Raw genomic sequence first — 17,592 nt, 5'->3', positions numbered from 1 at the left:
GATATGCTTCATGTAGAGAAAAAACAATTTACAATTGAGAACTATACGCTGGAAAATGGAAAAAGCATCCCTGTAACCTTAGGTTACGAAACCTATGGGGAATTAAACGAGGATAAATCCAATGTGATTTTAGTCGCGCATTATTTTAGTGCCTCTAGCCATGCGGCGGGAAAATACTCTCCGGAGGATTCGGTTCCTGGGTACTGGGACGGCCTGATCGGTCCTGGAAAAGCTGTGGACACACGTAAATTCTTCGTTATTAGTACGGATAACCTAGCAAATGTTCAAGTCAAAAATCCCAAAGTCATTACCACTGGACCAAGATCGATCAATCCTGAAACAGGAAAGAGATGGGGACTCGACTTCCCACCCTTTACTTACCGTGATATGGCGGGGATTCAATATGAATTCTTAACGAAGCAGCTCGGAATCCATACCTTATATGCAGTCATGGGAGCATCTGCAGGTGGGTTTATATCCCTCGAGTGGGCGGTAAATTACCCAGAAATGGTAGAACGGATGATAGGAGTCATCACCAATCCCCAAAACCCCATCATTACGTCATTTAGTGTCATTCAACATGCCATGCGTGCAATTGCTTTAGATCCGAATTGGGAGAATGGTAGCTATGAAGAGGGAAAAGGACCTATAGAAGGCCTTCACCTCGCTGTGCAAATGATGAATGCAGGGGCTTTTACCCCGGAATTCTATGAACAGGCATATAAGCGAAATCATAACGAGCATGAAGCCTATCAGGATATAACCGTGCAGACTTCCTTTGAACAACAGCTGGCGAAGGACATTTCGTTAGGATCGTCATTCCTAGACGCCAGTCACTGGTACTATACATGCAGGGCAACGATGATACATGATTTGGCTTATGGCTATGACTCTTTGGAAGCCGCATTAAATAAGATGAATGCAAAAGTGTTGATGATTTCATGTACACGTGACTTATTGCAGCCTACAGTTTATAACCGGCACATGGTTGATATTATGAAGAAACAAGGAAAACAAGCAGAACTATATGAGTTTGAAAGTTTAAAAGGGCATATGGGCGGCATACTGGATCATCATTTGTTTAGCGATAAAATTGCTGAGTTTTTAAAGTAGAAGTCATTTCATACAAATACCCCCAGCTGACGAATAATCACTGGGGGTTAAGTTTTGCCAAAATATCATGTTCTCTTGGTTAATCGTTATGTAGAAATGAATCTTTTTAAGAGTGTATTTCCATGGAGGTTCTTGAGAGAAGCGGCCGGCCGTTATGCCATATTACGCTCACGGGAAGCTCAAAAAACTCCGAAAGCAGGTCAGCTGAAATCATCTCACCGGTCTCTCCGGAAGCAAAGACCTGTCCTTTTTTTAATAGCAATGTTTTATTGAAAATTGGCAAAATTTCTTCTACATGGTGAGTGACATAGATGATGGTAGGCGCATTGGATTTCTTTGCAAGCTCTCCAATGGATTCCAACAATTGTTCCCGAGCAATAAAATCCAAGCCATTTGTGGGCTCGTCAAGTATTAACAATGAGGGATCTGCCATTAAAGCACGTGCAATTAGAACCCGTTGTTTTTCTCCTTGGGACAATGTTTCGTATTCTCGATTGGCATAGTCTATGCACCCAAAATCCCTGAGGAGGTCCACTGCCTTTTTTCTCATTTCATCTGTCGGTGATTCATACAGGCCAATGGAAGCAAATGCTCCGCTTAGCGTCACTTCAAATGCATTATCATTTTGGTAAAATTTCTGCTGCAGCGATGAAGAAACAAATCCAATCTGTTTACGAAGCCGTTCTGCAAGATACGTCTTTCCAAATTCCAGCCCCAAAACGCTTATTTTTCCTTTTGTTGGATGATAATAAGCATTGAGCAGATTTAAAAGGACTGATTTTCCAGCTCCATTGAGTCCAAATAGGACCCAGTGCTCGCCTTTTTCAATCTGCCAGTTAATGTCCTGCAGAATCGAAGTTCCATTACGCTTTATAGAAACATGTTCTAACTTCAAAACCATTTTTATGACTCCCTTCTTTTCTTTTTGTATCAATTTTTGCTGATGTTGTTTAAGCTTCAATTAATGAAAGTCTCTTTATTGAATTACTAAAGTTGTTGTTATTTTTTTTAGCAGAAGAAGAATGTGGAAGCATAGAGGAAGCTTAATCATTCCTTTTTTTATTTTTCAGATTTATATGAATGTATTTGATTATATGATAGATTAAGTTGAATTTCTACATTTTGATAAAGTGTATAAAAACAGGACAAACATTGTTTATGAAAAATAGACGTTAGGAAAAAAAGGGGGGGAATGAATAAGATGACCCCTTTAGAATATAAAAATCATCATCTTTGAGCGGCCTAACCTTTTTAAAATGTCCTTTAACAGGGTACATTTTAAAATCTGGATAACCTTATACTACAAACGGGGGCGTTTCTTTAATAAGGAGACGTCCCTTTTCATTTAAGAAAGAGAAATTTTTAGACAAGTAAAGTCCTACAAAATGCCTAAATGTTGTGTAAAAAGAGGCTTTCTAAGTAACCAACGAATAGGTAGAGGATGCAGTATATTTACTGATCCTCTTTCAATTTTAATATAAAGCTTTCCCTTCTTCAGGGTCATGGGTTTTTTCTATGGTCATGCTTCGCTCTCAATCGCTTAATATCCTCTATAGGGGGATAACCAAACATTCGAGAATATTCCCTGCTGAATTGAGAAGGACTTTCATAACCAACCTTGAAGGCAACGTCAGCAGCATCTGTTGACTCAAAGAATAACAAATGGCGTGCTTTCTGCAGTCTCATTTGTTTTTGGAACTGAATAGGGCTCATAGAGGTTACCTCTTTAAAGTGCCTATGAATCGAAGCAATACTCATAGTCGCTATTTCCGCAAGTTCCTCAATCTTTAAAGATTTGTCATAGTTAACCTTGATATGTTCTATCACGTCTCTGATTCGATTTGTAGAGCTTCCTTCTATAGCAATTTGTTCTAGCATAGTCGCATGCTGTCCTTGAAGAACCCTATATAGAATTTCCTTCGTAAATAAGGGGGCAAGTACTGGAATATCTTTTGGATTATCTAACAAATTAGCTAATCTTAATACCGCATCCAACAGAGATAGCTCTATCGGACTGACATACATGGCTCGCTTAGAGTTTTCTTGCCTTCCCGCTGGAATTACTGAATCACTTAATACCTCTAAGATCTGAATTGGTGAAATCTGAAGAGCTAGAGCCAAATACGGTTCGTCAAAAGAGGCTGTCGTAACCTGCGATTTCACCGGCAGGTCAACGGATGAAACTAGATAATTGGTAGGACCACATTTAAAGCGCTCCTGTGCAAGCAATACCTCCTTTGCTCCTTGAACAATAATGCATAAGGAAGGATTGTAAAAAACGTGTCTTAGATCGGTAACATTTGAGCGGCGAATAAAATATAAAGGTGGAATAGCTGTCGAGTGAACACCATCCTGTTTTGAATAACGCTCTATCAGTTTGGCAAGGTCGTCCTTCAGTTGGTATATTCGATCAGACATAAGATTCTCCTTGTTTTCATCCTTGATAGTTCCATTATAATACATTTGGTCTGTTGAATAGGTTTGTGAGATTATTAGGCAATCATTTGAGACAAATGGGATATCAGTTCCTTTTTCAATTGTTGCATAATTAAATAGAACATAACAAACAACACTTGAAACTAAAGTCTGTACTTTTCTGATTTGAAGAATCATGACGTATTACATTTTAAAAAGAGGGGGGCTAGCCTTTTTTAAAACGAAAAAAAACTATTTTGTTTGAATTTCGATTATATTGAAATGCCTATACTCAGTTTTGGTGTTTTTCAAATACAAGATGAAAAAGAATGTATACAAGCTGTTTATGACGCTATTATGGCAGGTTATCGTCTAATTGATAACGCTGCCTCTTATCTAAATGAAGAAGCGGTAGGCAGAGTTATTAAGCGGAATGAGATAGTTGGGAGGGGATTTTCATGCCCAATCATGAATTGATTAAAACACCGTTTGGCGCGACGTCAACCGCCATGGAAGTCATTTCTGGAATTGATCTTCAAGGTCAAACTGCTCTTGTGACTGGCGCATCCTCCGGCATTGGTATTGAGACGGCGCGCGCCCTGGCACATGCTGGCGCGAACCTAACGATTACGGTACGTAATGTCGAGGCGGGTCGGCGGGTCGCGAAAGACATCATTGAGACGACCGGGAATCGAAATGTGCATTTGGAAAAATTAGATTTGGTTGACCAATCATCGATAAAGTCCTTCGTTTTTTCTTGGACGGGCCCGTTACACATTCTCGTCAACAACGCAGGCGTAATGGCAACACCAGAATCCCGAACGCCGGAGGGGTGGGAGTTACAGTTCGCGACCAACCATTTCGGACACTTTGCTTTGGCGTACGGACTCCATGGTGCGCTCGCATCTGCTGATGGGGCCAGCATCGTATCGGTGAGTTCGGCAGGTCACCTCCGATCACCAATTGTATTTGATGACATCCACTTTCTCCATCGCCCCTACGATGCACTTCTTGCATACGGCCAGTCCAAGACGGCCACCATTCTGTTTGCTGTTGAAGCCGCAAAGCGCTGGGCAGAGGACGGAATCTCTGCTAATGCTGTAATGCCAGGGGCTATTAGGACTACTGGCGTCGAAAATTTGGCACTGAGTGCTGAACGGATTGCAAAGCTCGAATCTTCAAGGACTTCAGGAAACGAGATCGTTTGGAAATCTCCCCAACAGGGAGCAGCGACCTCAGTTTTGGTCGCCACACATCCCTTGCTTAACGGCATAAGCGGGCGTTATTTCGAGGATTGTAACGAGGCGGGCCCAGCTATTCCTGGTATTATGAGTGGCATCGCATCCTACGCGTTAGATCCAGTTGCAGCAACGCGGTTGTGGGAACTGTCAATGAGTGAACTCAAGTTATCTTGATCGTTGGTATATTAGAAAGGACAGGAGGTCTCTGTGAGGGCCTTAGTTACTGTAATCTTATCCAATCTAAGCTACAATTTTATCCGCACATTAAGCGAATTTACAATCATAGGAGAATAAAACGCCTATTGAATTCGGTATATGTATCAGCCTTACTTGGAATTCAACGACGATTGCGGTATTCGGTTATTCAACAAACGGGGGTATTCCTTTAATAAGGGATGCTCTTTTTTTATTTAGGTAAAGGGGCAGGGAGTGAAAGAAGGTATAGTAGTTCGGAAAATAGAATGTGTCATATATACGATTCATTCTTAGTTTTAGGGAGACGGGGAAATTATGAAACTACCAGTTAGGATCAATAACAAATATGAAAAGCTAAACAATTATGTAGCTTCTATACAGGATATGACTAAAACGAGCGGAGCGGCCTCTTTAATCATTCAGAATGACTGTATTGTAAATGAATGGTATCGTGGATCCTATGAGGTCGATGGCCTAAAGTGCCCAATTACACCTAACTCACAGTTTAATGTAGCTTCAGTTCGCAAATCGTATCTGGGCTTTGCTATTTCGGTGGCTGTCCAAGAAGGTAGAATTAATAACATCGATGAACCAATAACTTATTATTTACCTGAATTGGATAAAGATTTATTTAGAGGAACTACTATTCGACATCTGCTCACACATACTGATGGAGTAAGATACACTGAACGTCTTTTTACCGTAGGGACAGATTGGGCTTACAATAATTGTGGAGTAGATTTATTGATTCTACTAATTATGAAATTATACGATTGTTCTTTAGCACAACTCTTGGAAGAAATAGTATTTCGGCCCCTAGGCTTAAAAGAAACGGGATGGAGAAAAAATAGAAATGATAATCTCGTATGGCAAGATGAATCATACTTTAGTACAACAGGTACGGAAGCTAATTTATTTGTAAGTGCAAGGGAACTCGCGTATTGGGGATATTTACATTTAGTTAAGGGTAAGATCCAGGGAAATCAAATTATTAATCCGAATATATTTAAACAGGCCATAAATTTACAATCTCCTGCAAATTTATCAATAGCGCAACCTAGAAATGGTTTTTTGTGGTTTGTACAGGACCAGCCAAATTCAAATACTGAAATCGGGGAATTATTGCCGACAGGAACGTTTCAAATTTTAGGGATTACTGGTTGTATATGTTTGGGCATTCCTCAACAAAATGTTGTTGCTGTACGTATGTATAACCAAAAAGGAACTAAGTATGATTATCTTAGAGATATTAAAACTTGGGGGAACCTTGTTCTAGAATGTGCAAATTCTCACTGGACTATGGAATGATAGAGCTATTGATATAACAGTCATTGTTGCTACACTAACGGGGCGGTTTAGTGAAAGAAGGACAATATGATAGGAGGTATTTAAAGTGGAAAGAATTATTAAAGAACTTTTTAATAAAGATATTGATTTGATTTTAAATTTTCTTAAGAAGGATTGTAAGTTTAATGGATTAATAATTAGCGATTTAGAGGCTGAAGGCATTAACCCAAGTTTCGTTAGTGTATATGGGGAGTTTGAACAGGTTGAATTAAAGGCAATCCTATTATGCTTTAAAGATAAAATTGTGTATTATTCCAATGAACATAGAGAGGTTCAAATCTTTATAGAAATTATAAAGAAAACAAATATAAATAGAATGAACGGCAAGAAAGACCTAATTGAAAATTTTAAGCCTTTCTTGGATATTGAGTTTGAGAGTATTTCTTACATTTCACAAATGTCTGCCATTGAAACTGAAATTAGGAAAAATGATATAGACATTAAAGAAATACAAACCCTTGATGACTGTTATCGACTCTATAATTTATATAGCCAGGTTAATGAGTATTCTTTTATGGTTTCTGATAAGGAGAAATTCGTCATAAATCAAGTGAACATAATAATAACGTACACAATAGAACGTATTTTGCCGAAATCGATGGAGAGATGGTATCAACTGCTTCAACTCAGGCAGAAAAAAATAATATTGCCATTTTAGTAGGTGTTGCCACTCCCCCTCAATATCGGGGTAAAGGTTTTGCTACAAGAGTAGTTGCAAAATTGTGTAACGACGTAATTAACGATGGGAAAGTAATTTATCTATTTTATAATAATCCTACCGCGGGTTCAATTTATAAAAAGATTGGATTTCAAGAGGTAGGCGAGTGGATGGTAATGGGGTTCAAAGTGTAAGGGTTAGTACCCTTATTAACAGGATGTTTGTCGAGAATGTGCTTTAGACGAATAGGAGCAAGAACTTAGGATATCTGTCTGTCATTTCAGGTAGCCTTTTTTTGTGTGCTAAAGAGGTGGGTTAGTTCAACAAATATCTATAAAGAACCAGGTGTGAAGAAAAATAACAATTTAAGGAAAACACAATGTCAATACAATGAATTAAGGGGTATAATAAAACTAAATAATTGATGCTGTATAGGGGGTGGTCTAATGATGAGACATCATTCTATTCGTTCGATTATCGCATATTGCAAAAAAGCTACACTAAAATCACTGGCGATACGAATGAGAATCGAAAACAATGCATTTCGGGTCATTGATTCATCAGGGCTTGAACCACATAAAGAGGAACTCCAAGAGCCTTAAATTAAGGATTAGCCTGAATGAAGAAAAAACAATTTAAAGGCAGTGAATTAGTTAATACAATGAGTTTAGGGATAAAATAACCTTAAATAAGGTTGGTGGTATTAATGCGTTCATTTATTCATCGTTACTTCAAATCTCTAGGTAATTTGTTCGGAGAATTTGCTTTTTTTTGACACTTGCTGATTTGGAAAAGGAAAAAATCGGTCTAGATATTACAAATAAAAATTATTGACTGCCTTTTTGGCAGTTTTTTGTGTGACGGGCAGTATAGAACATCCGTCTTCAACTAAAGCTCCCTATAGTTTAAGTACAGTTCTTCACAAACTTTATTAGATCACAAACAAACACCGCGATGCTTTTTTAATGTTATGTGGAATGCTGTTTAGCTTGCTTTTTCAAGTTTTGTTCTTCAAAACAGAACCCGTTACCCAAATGGGTGCTTTTTTTGTTAGAAATCATCCTTTAAAGATAATCAACACAGTTTTTGTTATCTATTTCTAAGTATCTTTCTAAGCAACAAAGAGTTATCAATCTCTCCAGGCAATGAATGGTGACAGGATATCCTTTAAGTTATGAGTCCTGCAAGGAGTGAAAGTGTTATATAGAAAGGAAAAAGGAAGCATGATTAACTTAAAAAAGAGGTCTTCCTTTTAGAATCTTGCAGATTACAAGGTCCTAAGAAAGGAAAACCTCAAACTACACATTTACTTTTCTTATTCCTTCTATTGCTTCAAAAGACTTGAAACCTGTTTAATCCTTATTTAAAACGGAGTGCTTTCTTCCATAACTAAAGTAAATGACCAAACCAATGACAAGCCAAACAAGGAAACTGATCCATGTGATAGAAGGCAGCTGAAGAATTAAATACCCACATGAAACGAAAGCTAGCAAAGGAATCCAGGGTACAAGAGGGACCCGAAAGCCGCTTTTTGGTTTTCCTTGTGTTTTACGTAAATACAAGATTCCGATTGACACTGACATGAAAGCGAAAAGGGTGCCTATATTGGTTAGCTCTGCAAGTTTTCCAAGGGGAATCAGCCCTGAGAAAATGGAAACCAAAACGCAAGTAATCCATGAATTAAGGACTGGCGTTTGTTTTTTCTTATCTACTTTTGAGAACATCTTTGGAAGTAAACCATCACGGCTGATGGCGTAAAACAGACGGGTTTGTCCATAAATCATAACCGTTAATACAGTCGTAATACCTGCAATGGCACCTAATGAAATAAAACCGGCCGCCCAGTTTAGATGAACATAGTTCAGGGCAAAAGCAACAGGATTCTTCACATCCAGCATGTGAAAGGGAACAATACCAGTCAGTACAGCTGAGACGGCTACATATAAAAGGGTACAAACAACGAGAGAAACAATGATTCCAATAGGCATATTCCGCTGCGGATTTTTGACTTCCTCTGCTGCAGTCGAGACCGCATCGAACCCAATATAAGCATAAAATGCAGTGGCAGCGCCAGAGGTTATGCCGGTAATGCCAAATGGCATAAACGGATGCCAGTTTGCAGGCTTAACATACCACACTCCCACAGAAAGAAATAAAAGAACCACTGCTATTTTAATCATTACCATGGTGGCATTAAAGCGTGCTGATTGTTTTACTCCTTGTGTTAATAAGAAAGTGACCAATAATGTAATGCCAATAGCAGGCACATCAACAAGAGTGCCATTTGCCGGATTAAAGGCGCTTGAAAATATTTTTGGAAAATGAATTCCAAATCCAGCCAGTAATCCTTGGAAATATCCCGACCAGCCACTGGCTACCGAGGCGCAGGCAAACCCATATTCCAGAATTAAATCCCATCCGAGAATCCAAGCGATAAATTCCCCAAATGTAGCATAGCTGTATGTGTAGGCACTTCCGGATACAGGGACCGTTGATGCAAATTCTGCATAGCAAAGGGCCGCAAATACACACACCAGCCCGGAAATAACAAAGGAGATGATGAGGGCAGGTCCCGCATGCTCTGCAGCTGCGACACCAGTGAGTACAAAAATACCGGTCCCTATGATTGCGCCAATCCCCAGCATGGATAAATCAAAGGCCCCTAATTCCTTTTTCAGCTTAACGTCCTTTTGTCCTGTTTCCCTGATTAAATCTTCAATCATTTTCTTTCTAAATAAATCCATTTTTAATACTCCTCATACCATACGATAAATTAATTTAAAAAATTAGAAAATTTAAATGATAGTACATTTTTGAAACAACAACGTTTTTAATCATATAACGCCATTTTGCAAAAATCAATTCAAAAATGATTTCTGTTTTCATTTTTTTATTAGTGTGCAAACCTGGTGTAACATAAAGATTCTCATGGAGAAAAAATAGAACCAAAGAGAACGTATAAGATACCAGCTTATATCTGTTCTCCCTGGCAAATAAGCAATAAGATATAAAGAATTATTCTGCTGCTTTCTCTGTTTTCATTTTTCTTTTCATTCTTACAAAGGCGACGAAATCGATTATTTCTTCAGGGGTCAGGGGTTCACCGTCTACCAAGAGGTTATTATAATGCCTATCTAGCATTTCCGTAACCTCCAGCGACTTTTGGCTGTCGCTTGTTTTATCCAGGATAAAATCAACCGTTGTTTGAAATAAATCTGCCATTTGGGACAATGCTTGGAGCGAGGGTTCCCGGTAGCCGGATTCGTAACCCGCATATGTACTTTTCGCTATCCCAAGCTGATCAGCCGTTTCTTGTAAGGACCATTTTCGATTCTTTCTTAATTCGGATAAACGTTCTAGCATGCTCTCAAACTCCATTTTCAGAATAGTGGACTCATTATATCATAGTAAAATAGGCAAGACTAGAAAAAAGTACGCGAAACGAATACAATGTCATTGATTTTTTTTAATAAAGTTCTATAATAGCAAGTATAAATACGCATTACGCGTATGTCGATTATTCTCACTATGGAGATGTTGCTATGAAAAAAATTCTATTATTAGCTACAGGTGGAACCATTGCATCTGTAGAAGGAAACGAGGGGCTTGTTCCTGGGTTATCTGCTGAGGAGCTGCTTCAATTTTTACCAGATTCAACCGTTGGTGTGAAGATTGACGGAAAAATTTTAATGAATATTGATAGTACGAATTTGCAGCCTGAGCATTGGGTGACCATTGCGGATGCTGTTTACAAGCATTATGATAAGTACGATGGATTTGTGATCACCCACGGAACAGATACACTAGCTTATACATCCTCCGCACTTTCTTATATGCTTCAAGGTCTGGACAAGCCGGTTGTTTTGACAGGTTCACAGGTTCCGATTAGCTTTAAAAAAACGGATGCAAAGAAAAATGTTGAAGATGCCCTCCGTTTTTCCTGTGAAAATATTGGCGGGGTCTACATCGTTTTTGATGGCCGGGTGATTCTCGGCACAAGGGCCGTGAAAATGAGGACAAAAAGCTATGATGCATTTGAGAGTATCAACCATCCATATGTGGCTTCGATACATAATAAAGAGGTCAAGTATCATTGGAAGCCTATATCTGATCAACAGACACTCTCTATTAACACAAATCTGTGTACCGATGTCTTTTTAATGAAATTATATCCCGGGACTAAACCGGAAATATTTGATTGCTTGAAAGAGTTGTATAAAGGGATTATTATTGAAAGCTTTGGAAACGGCGGTCTCCCATTTGAAGGGAGGAATTTGCTTGCCAAGCTTCAAGAGATGACGAAAGCGGGGATTGCCGTCGTCATTACAACTCAATGTCTGGAAGAAGGAGAAGACCTGCTTTTATATGAGGTTGGACGCAAGGTAGCAGAACAGCAAGTCATTCTGTCAGGGGATATGAATACAGAAGCAATTGTGACCAAATTAATGTGGGTGCTCGGACAGACAGATTCATTAGAGCAGGTAAAGGAAATTTTTGAAACTCCGATATCAGGAGATTTAACCATACCCTCAGATAAAGTGGATTAACCTTGAGTTTAAAATATTGCTTAAATAGAGGAGAGCAGAAATGATGTCAGTCAGCAACAGTCTTATGCGAACAGAAAAGGATTTTTTAGGATCAAAGGAAGTTCCGGCAGAAGCCTATTATGGAATCCAAACCCTTCGTGCGGTAGAAAATTTTCCTATCACGGGCTATCGGATTCATGAGGAATTAATTACAGCCATGGCGGTTGTAAAAAAAGCAGCTGCTCTAGCAAATATGGACGTAAAGCGCCTTTACTCCGGTATTGGTGAGGCGATTGTACAGGCTGCAGATGAAATGATCCAAGGACAATGGCATGATCAAATTATTGTCGATCCCATTCAGGGAGGTGCCGGTACATCCATCAACATGAATGTGAATGAGGTGCTGGCAAACCGTGCGATTGAAATATTGGGAAAAGAAAAAGGGAACTACTTTCATTGCAGTCCCAATACCCATGTCAATATGTCCCAATCCACCAATGACGCATTTCCCACTGCCATTCATCTGGCAGTGCTAACACTTTTAGAAAAGTTATTGCTTACAATGGAAGATATGCATACCGTTTTTCTGCAAAAGGCTCAAGAATTCAATCATGTCATTAAAATGGGGCGTACTCACCTGCAGGATGCAGTTCCAATTCGGCTTGGACAGGAATTTGAAGCGTATAGCCGTGCGATTGCCCGTGACATTAAGCGGATTAAACAATCAAGACAGCACTTATATGAATTAAATATGGGAGCCACCGCTGTTGGAACGGGATTAAATGCTGATCCACGGTATATTGAGCTAGTCATTCAATACCTAGCTGACATTACCAGTCTTCCTTTAAAGGGTGCTGAACATCTTGTCGATGCTACCCAAAACACAGATGCTTACACAGAAGTATCTGCCTCATTAAAAGTGTGTATGATGAATATGTCTAAAATTGCGAATGACTTACGGTTAATGGCATCAGGTCCAAGAGCAGGTTTAGGTGAAATTACATTGCCTGCCCAGCAGCCCGGTTCTTCGATTATGCCTGGGAAAGTCAATCCTGTTTTACCTGAGGTAATTAATCAGGTGGCCTTCCAGGTCATCGGAAATGACCATACGATTTGCCTTGCCTCTGAAGCGGGCCAGCTGGAACTAAATGTAATGGAGCCTGTATTAGTGTTTAACTTGCTGCAATCCATCAGCATTATGAATAATGCCTTTAGGGTGTTTACGGATCGTTGTTTAAAAGGAATAAAAGCCAATGAGGAAAGATTAAAAGAATATGTAGAAAAAAGTGCAGGGGTTATTACAGCAGTCAATCCCCATATCGGTTATGAAGTAGCAGCCCGAATTGCAAGAGAAGCGATTATCAGTGGTGCACCAGTCCGGGAGCTTTGTTTAAAATATGATGTGCTTTCAGAAGAGGAACTGAATCTGATTTTAGATCCTTATGAAATGACGCATCCTGGCATTGCTGGAGCCGTTTTACTGGAAAGAGATTAGGTTGATAGACTAAAAGAGTGGATATGGGTCTTATGATGTCGTTACAGATTTTTTATTTATGCTATACTTGAATAATATGAGAAGTGGAGTAAATCAAATTTTTCGGTTAATTCTTACAAGGGGTGATTTTTTCTTGTATTGAAAAGAATGGGAAATCTGCATTTTATCCACTTTTTTTATCATATCAATTGTTGCAGCAATTCACGGAAAAGGGGAAGCATCATGGGGAAAAAAGAATTGAATAGAGGCTTGCAGTCACGGCACATACAAATGATTGCCTTGGGAGGGACCATTGGGGTTGGGTTATTTATGGGCTCTGCCAGTGCGATTCAGTGGACAGGTCCGTCTGTCCTTTTAGCGTATATGATAGCCGGAGTTTTTATCTTTTTTATTATGCGTGCAATGGGAGAAATGCTATATCTTGAACCAAGCACAGGTTCATTTGCTACATTTGGGTACAAGTATATTCATCCAATGGCAGGATATCTGGCTGCATGGAGCAACTGGTTTCAATGGGTGGTTGTGGGGATGTCGGAAATCATTGCAGTTGGGACCTATATGCAGTATTGGTTCCCGAATTTGCCGGCCTGGATTCCAGGATTAATTGCCTTTGTCATACTTGGAGCAGCCAACTTAGTTTCTGTGAAATCATTTGGCGAATTTGAATTCTGGTTTTCGTTAGTCAAAGTCATCACCATTGTATTAATGATTCTAGCAGGATTGGGAATTATCTTTTTTGGGTTTGGGAATGGCGGAACGGCCATCGGATTATCAAATCTTTGGAAACATGGTGGGTTTTTTACAGGCGGCTGGTCAGGATTCTTTTTCGCTTTATCCCTTGTCATTGCAGCCTATCAAGGGGTTGAATTAATTGGAATTACAGCGGGAGAGGCGAAAGAACCGCAAAAAACATTGACAAAAGCCACTCAAAGTATTATCTGGCGTATTTTAATCTTTTATATTGGTTCGATTTTTGTCATTGTGACAGTCTATCCATGGAATCAGCTTCATTCCTTGGGCAGTCCGTTTGTTGCCACTTTTGCAAAGGTAGGGATTACCGTAGCGGCTGGCATAATAAACTTTGTGGTCATTACGTCAGCCATGTCAGGCTGTAACAGTGGTATTTACAGCGCAGGCCGCATGCTTTATACATTAGGAGTAAATGGACAAGCACCAACTGTCTTTACCAAGCTTTCTAAAAATGGCGTTCCATTATTAGGTACGATTGGTGTCCTTGTTGGTCTTGCAGTAGGCGTTGTTTTAAGCTATATTGCACCCAAAAATTTATTTGTCTATGTATACAGTGCAAGTGTACTTCCTGGAATGATTCCTTGGTTTGTGATTTTGATAAGCCAAATACAATTTCGAAAAATGAATGATGCGAAAGGGATCACACATCCTTTTAAAATGCCTTTTGCGCCTTTATCAAACTACATCACCATTGCTTTTTTAGTGATGGTATTGATTGGTATGTGGTTTAATAAGGACACACGTGTCTCCCTTATTGCAGGGATTGTCTTCTTATTCGTCATTTCCATTAGTTTTTTTGGTTTTAAAAACAGGCAGCAAAAAGTCGGCAATTCGGTTCGTTTGTAGTTTGAATAAGTTCTTTTTTGGAGAGATACATAGTAAAAGACAGATCAAAAAGCAAAATTTTGGTCTGTCTTTTTCTCTTATTCACAGGGGTAGCTTTGATTACAAATATACTGTCGAAGAGAGTTTGAATTCAATAAAACCGCTATTTAACGGGATAAGAATGTATGTGCGTTTTCGCATCTGGTCCTTTGGAAGTACAGGGAACTGAAAGGGGATTATGAATACTAAAAACTAGGCACCTCAACCACCATGCTATCAAATAAGTTTTCGCAATAAATGGTATTACACACATTTTTATGAAGTATACTTTTGTACAAACCAATATTAATATTTCAACATTTAATACCATTAGTTACTAGTGGAAAAGGTGATGAAAATATGAGCATTGATGACAAAAATCTTGATCAGACAATAACGCTTCGCATCGTTAAAGAAGATGGGAGAGAAGTTACTGTTGGGAATCTTGCTGACAAACCGAAAATTGTGATTGTTATTAATAACCAATTTACTAGTGCACCTAACACGACACAAATAGCCAGTGGAGCCGGGCGAAACAGTGCAGCTGGGAACAATGCAGCAATTGATTCCTCGAATACAGAGCAGCAACAAGGTGTAGGCGCTAATGGGAAAGCAAGCAATACAGGCATGAGTGGAGACCAGGTTGAACGTCATAAAACGGAAAAAGAGCATTCTGAACATGACGAAGAAATGGTCATTGTCATAAGTAATCAAATTAATACAACACCCACAGAACAAGCTAGTGCTACTCAGGTGGCAAGTGGCGGTGGAAACGACAGTGCAGCAGGAACGAACGCCGCTATTGAAAGTTCTAATACTAAACAGCAACATGCAGTAGGTGGAGATGGTAGAGCTGAAAATTCGGGTGAGGATGGCGACCAAATTGAAAAAACCTTCGAATAATGAATTAAATAGAGTAATTTGAATCCTCATCAATCAGTTTTACCGAAGCTATCCTTATGGTTTGGGGTAGCTTTTTTTATATTCTTGTAGGGGGCTCTCGTGCTAACATTTTTGCAATTTAGATGAACTTGAAAAAGATTAAGAAAAAAAAGAAGCGTCTTAGGACGCTTCAAATTTATTTTTGGTTAGGGATTGAAATCTATGAATTAGCTTGTCTAATTTATTACTATATTTAATCGTTTTTGGGTGAGTGTACCCAGTCTCTTTTTCAGAATATATTAGTTTTTGTTTTAAGTCGAAAATTTGATTTTTAAATTTGACTGTTTCTCTTAATATTGTCATTGAATGTGCTCCTAAGATGTTGATAGGACTTTATTATCACATGATTTTATTAAGAGATTATGGAGTTAATGTAAAAAGTAAAAACAAATGAAAGAGGCTTTGTATGAGATGAGATACATATTATCAAAAAAGGAAGTTACATTGCTCTCTGAACATTAGTTAACGCTCCTTTCTGTCCACAATGGTTTAACACCACATTGTAGGCTTACTCACTTTAGTTGATAACTACTGCTTGTCTCCCCATTTGTACCCAAGCAGCTTCAAAAGAAGTGCGATTCAATCGACGGTTTTTATAACCATATGGATCATTTACATATACATAATACTTGCTATAACCCGTTAACAAAACACTGTGTTCGCTGAACGTGACGCGAATGGTCCCTTGTGGCGTATACCAATATTGAAAATTATATACAGGTGCAAAGCTAGTTGTGGTAATGACCCAGACAGGGGAACCTTCATCTATCTTCTTGTAGATGTCCGTTATTGAGCGACCAGTTAAATCTTGGGCGCGACGCCCTACGTACCGTTTCGTCAAGTTATAAATTGGTTGATGATAAACTGCTAAACCAGGTCCGTGTACCATATCTCCTACGAAACCTACATTTGGGTTACCTCTTAAGCCATTGTTATACCGAAACGGTACATAAGAAACTTGGTTTGCCAACTGAAGTTTGTTAACATTCACACTGTTGTAATTCATCATCATTGTTAAACTTGTAATCTCACAACCGTTATATAACCTTGGAGCTGCTAATTGGTTGAGGATCGGAACATTTAATGGGTTGGACGTTTTGGCTGCTGCTTGCGTTTGGCTAGTTGTTAACCAGAAGAGCAAAAGGACAATAAAAATGAGCGGTTTTTGGATGTTTCTATTCAACATAATCTCTCCCTTTGTTTTTCTACCAATATATATTTATACCATTCAAGAATGAAGAAAAAACTTAATTTTGAGTTTTTTGGTAATTTTTTCTTATGTTACTATTAATAGTTGGAAACAATGTGAAACTATAGTAGTGGTGATGCTATAGGGGAAGGAGCTTAATTAAGACGTAGTATCATTCATACTGGCTTGTTCGAAGATAGAAACTTTGCATACCATTAATATACTTACTTGGATTAATTGTGGGCTTGGCTTGGTTGGTATTTTTACAAAAAGGATTAAAAAAAGAGATGGAAAATTTCTTACTCTAACGTATGTGTTTAAAATGATTTTGCAATATGTCACGAACGGGGCAGTTGAGGAAGAATATAACCTTTCAGTACATTATATAAAACGAAGAAGAATGTGTTATTAATTATAGATATTGTCAAGAAATGCACTTAAATTAACGGGGCAGCATTCCTGTAATGAAGGAAAATGGAGTTTGAACAAAAAAATAACCTCTTGGTAGAATGAGAGAGTCCTGACGCCGGCAAGCAAAAAGGACAATTTTTCAAACACCAGGAGGCTTTAAGATGAATTATAACCAGAATAAGAAGATTGCTCAAATCACTTCTCAAACTCTTATTATAGGAGTCGATATTGCGAAGTTCAAGCACGTAGCACGTGCCCAGGACTTCAGGGGAATAGAGTTTGGATCTCCTTGTCAATTTGAAAATACAAAAGAAGGTTTTGAGTATTTTCTAAAATGGTTTATGGAAATCAAAAAAGAACAGCGAATGGAAAAAGTTATGGTTGGCATGGAGCCAACGGGTCACTACTGGTTTAATCTCGCTCATATGTTAAAAGAAAACAGGATT

17 protein-coding genes and 1 pseudogene are annotated in these 17,592 nt (G+C 38.7%); 12 read left to right on the top strand and 6 right to left on the bottom strand.

Features of this window, described 5'->3' with window-relative positions:
* The first annotated feature begins 3 nt into the window (after positions 1-3).
* Entirely contained in the window at positions 4-1,113 is a 1,110-nt protein-coding gene (locus A5N88_RS22550) for an alpha/beta fold hydrolase (protein WP_066271497.1), read from the top strand.
* Positions 1,114-1,219: 106 nt separating this feature from the next.
* Here the strand turns inward: A5N88_RS22550 and A5N88_RS22545 are convergent, their stop codons facing one another.
* Entirely contained in the window at positions 1,220-2,014 is a 795-nt protein-coding gene (locus A5N88_RS22545; protein ID WP_066271495.1) for an ABC transporter ATP-binding protein, read from the bottom strand.
* Between the two features lie 599 nt (positions 2,015-2,613).
* Positions 2,614-3,531 carry an AraC family transcriptional regulator gene (locus A5N88_RS22540; RefSeq protein ID WP_066270967.1) on the bottom strand — a complete coding sequence of 306 codons (918 nt, stop codon included), beginning with the start codon at positions 3,529-3,531 and terminating at the stop codon, positions 2,614-2,616.
* Positions 3,532-3,810: 279 nt separating this feature from the next.
* On the opposite strand from A5N88_RS22540, the pseudogene A5N88_RS25965 reads away from it, so the two are divergent.
* The 6 genes and pseudogenes from A5N88_RS25965 to A5N88_RS25285 all read left to right on the top strand — a co-directional run.
* Positions 3,811-3,969 (top strand): annotated as a pseudogene (locus tag A5N88_RS25965) (aldo/keto reductase); the annotation flags it as partial.
* 17 nt (positions 3,970-3,986) lie between these two features.
* Complete coding sequence (locus A5N88_RS22530) at positions 3,987-4,943, top strand: SDR family NAD(P)-dependent oxidoreductase (protein ID WP_066270965.1); 957 nt, start codon at positions 3,987-3,989, stop codon at positions 4,941-4,943.
* 336 nt (positions 4,944-5,279) lie between these two features.
* Positions 5,280-6,272: a serine hydrolase domain-containing protein gene (locus A5N88_RS22525; RefSeq protein WP_066270963.1), complete on the top strand. Its 993-nt coding sequence runs from the start codon at positions 5,280-5,282 to the stop codon at positions 6,270-6,272.
* An 85-nt stretch (positions 6,273-6,357) separates the two neighbouring features.
* A complete protein-coding gene (locus tag A5N88_RS22520) occupies positions 6,358-6,969 on the top strand; it encodes a hypothetical protein (RefSeq protein WP_066270960.1) in 612 nt (203 codons plus the stop codon).
* Positions 6,918-7,163 (top strand): GNAT family N-acetyltransferase, encoded by a 246-nt coding sequence (locus A5N88_RS26440; RefSeq protein ID WP_066270954.1) that lies wholly within the window; start codon positions 6,918-6,920, stop codon positions 7,161-7,163. The genes A5N88_RS22520 and A5N88_RS26440 overlap by 52 nt, the downstream gene beginning before the upstream one ends.
* A gap of 252 nt (positions 7,164-7,415) precedes the next feature.
* Positions 7,416-7,571, top strand: coding sequence for a hypothetical protein (locus A5N88_RS25285; RefSeq protein WP_157090815.1), 156 nt, complete (start codon positions 7,416-7,418; stop codon positions 7,569-7,571).
* 750 nt (positions 7,572-8,321) lie between these two features.
* On the opposite strand, the gene bcaP is transcribed toward A5N88_RS25285, so the two are convergent.
* Both bcaP and A5N88_RS22505 read right to left on the bottom strand, forming a co-directional pair.
* The gene (bcaP, locus tag A5N88_RS22510; protein ID WP_066270951.1) at positions 8,322-9,713 is read right to left on the bottom strand and encodes a branched-chain amino acid transporter BcaP; all 1,392 of its coding nucleotides are present in this window, start codon (positions 9,711-9,713) and stop codon (positions 8,322-8,324) included.
* 271 nt (positions 9,714-9,984) lie between these two features.
* A complete protein-coding gene (locus A5N88_RS22505) occupies positions 9,985-10,332 on the bottom strand; it encodes a helix-turn-helix domain-containing protein (RefSeq protein WP_066270945.1) in 348 nt (115 codons plus the stop codon).
* A gap of 179 nt (positions 10,333-10,511) precedes the next feature.
* Between A5N88_RS22505 and A5N88_RS22500 the strand changes: the two genes are divergently transcribed.
* From A5N88_RS22500 to A5N88_RS22485, 4 genes are all read left to right on the top strand, one after another.
* Complete coding sequence (locus A5N88_RS22500) at positions 10,512-11,516, top strand: asparaginase (protein ID WP_066270943.1); 1,005 nt, start codon at positions 10,512-10,514, stop codon at positions 11,514-11,516.
* Between the two features lie 43 nt (positions 11,517-11,559).
* Complete coding sequence (gene aspA, locus A5N88_RS22495) at positions 11,560-12,990, top strand: aspartate ammonia-lyase (RefSeq protein WP_198160386.1); 1,431 nt, start codon at positions 11,560-11,562, stop codon at positions 12,988-12,990.
* A gap of 222 nt (positions 12,991-13,212) precedes the next feature.
* Positions 13,213-14,586, top strand: a complete 1,374-nt coding sequence (locus A5N88_RS22490) for an amino acid permease (protein ID WP_066270939.1) — start codon at positions 13,213-13,215, stop codon at positions 14,584-14,586.
* Positions 14,587-14,964: 378 nt separating this feature from the next.
* Positions 14,965-15,507 (top strand): hypothetical protein, encoded by a 543-nt coding sequence (locus tag A5N88_RS22485; RefSeq protein ID WP_066270937.1) that lies wholly within the window; start codon positions 14,965-14,967, stop codon positions 15,505-15,507.
* Positions 15,508-15,666: 159 nt separating this feature from the next.
* Here the strand turns inward: A5N88_RS22485 and A5N88_RS26435 are convergent, their stop codons facing one another.
* Together A5N88_RS26435 and A5N88_RS22475 are read right to left on the bottom strand one after the other, a co-directional pair.
* Positions 15,667-15,849, bottom strand: a complete 183-nt coding sequence (locus A5N88_RS26435; RefSeq protein ID WP_066270935.1) for an aspartyl-phosphate phosphatase Spo0E family protein — start codon at positions 15,847-15,849, stop codon at positions 15,667-15,669.
* Positions 15,850-16,063: 214 nt separating this feature from the next.
* The gene (locus A5N88_RS22475) at positions 16,064-16,732 is read right to left on the bottom strand and encodes a C39 family peptidase (protein WP_066270932.1); all 669 of its coding nucleotides are present in this window, start codon (positions 16,730-16,732) and stop codon (positions 16,064-16,066) included.
* 575 nt (positions 16,733-17,307) lie between these two features.
* On the opposite strand from A5N88_RS22475, the gene A5N88_RS22470 reads away from it, so the two are divergent.
* Positions 17,308-17,592, top strand: a 285-nt coding sequence (locus A5N88_RS22470) for an IS110 family transposase (RefSeq protein ID WP_157090814.1), incomplete at its 3' end; no start/stop codon positions are given.

The sequence above is a fragment of the Heyndrickxia acidicola genome, assembly GCF_001636425.1.
GTDB lineage: Bacteria > Bacillota > Bacilli > Bacillales > Bacillaceae_C > Bacillus_AE > Bacillus_AE acidicola.
Note: the sequence above shows the minus strand (reverse complement) of the source record. Positions and strands in the feature narration are given on the sequence as shown.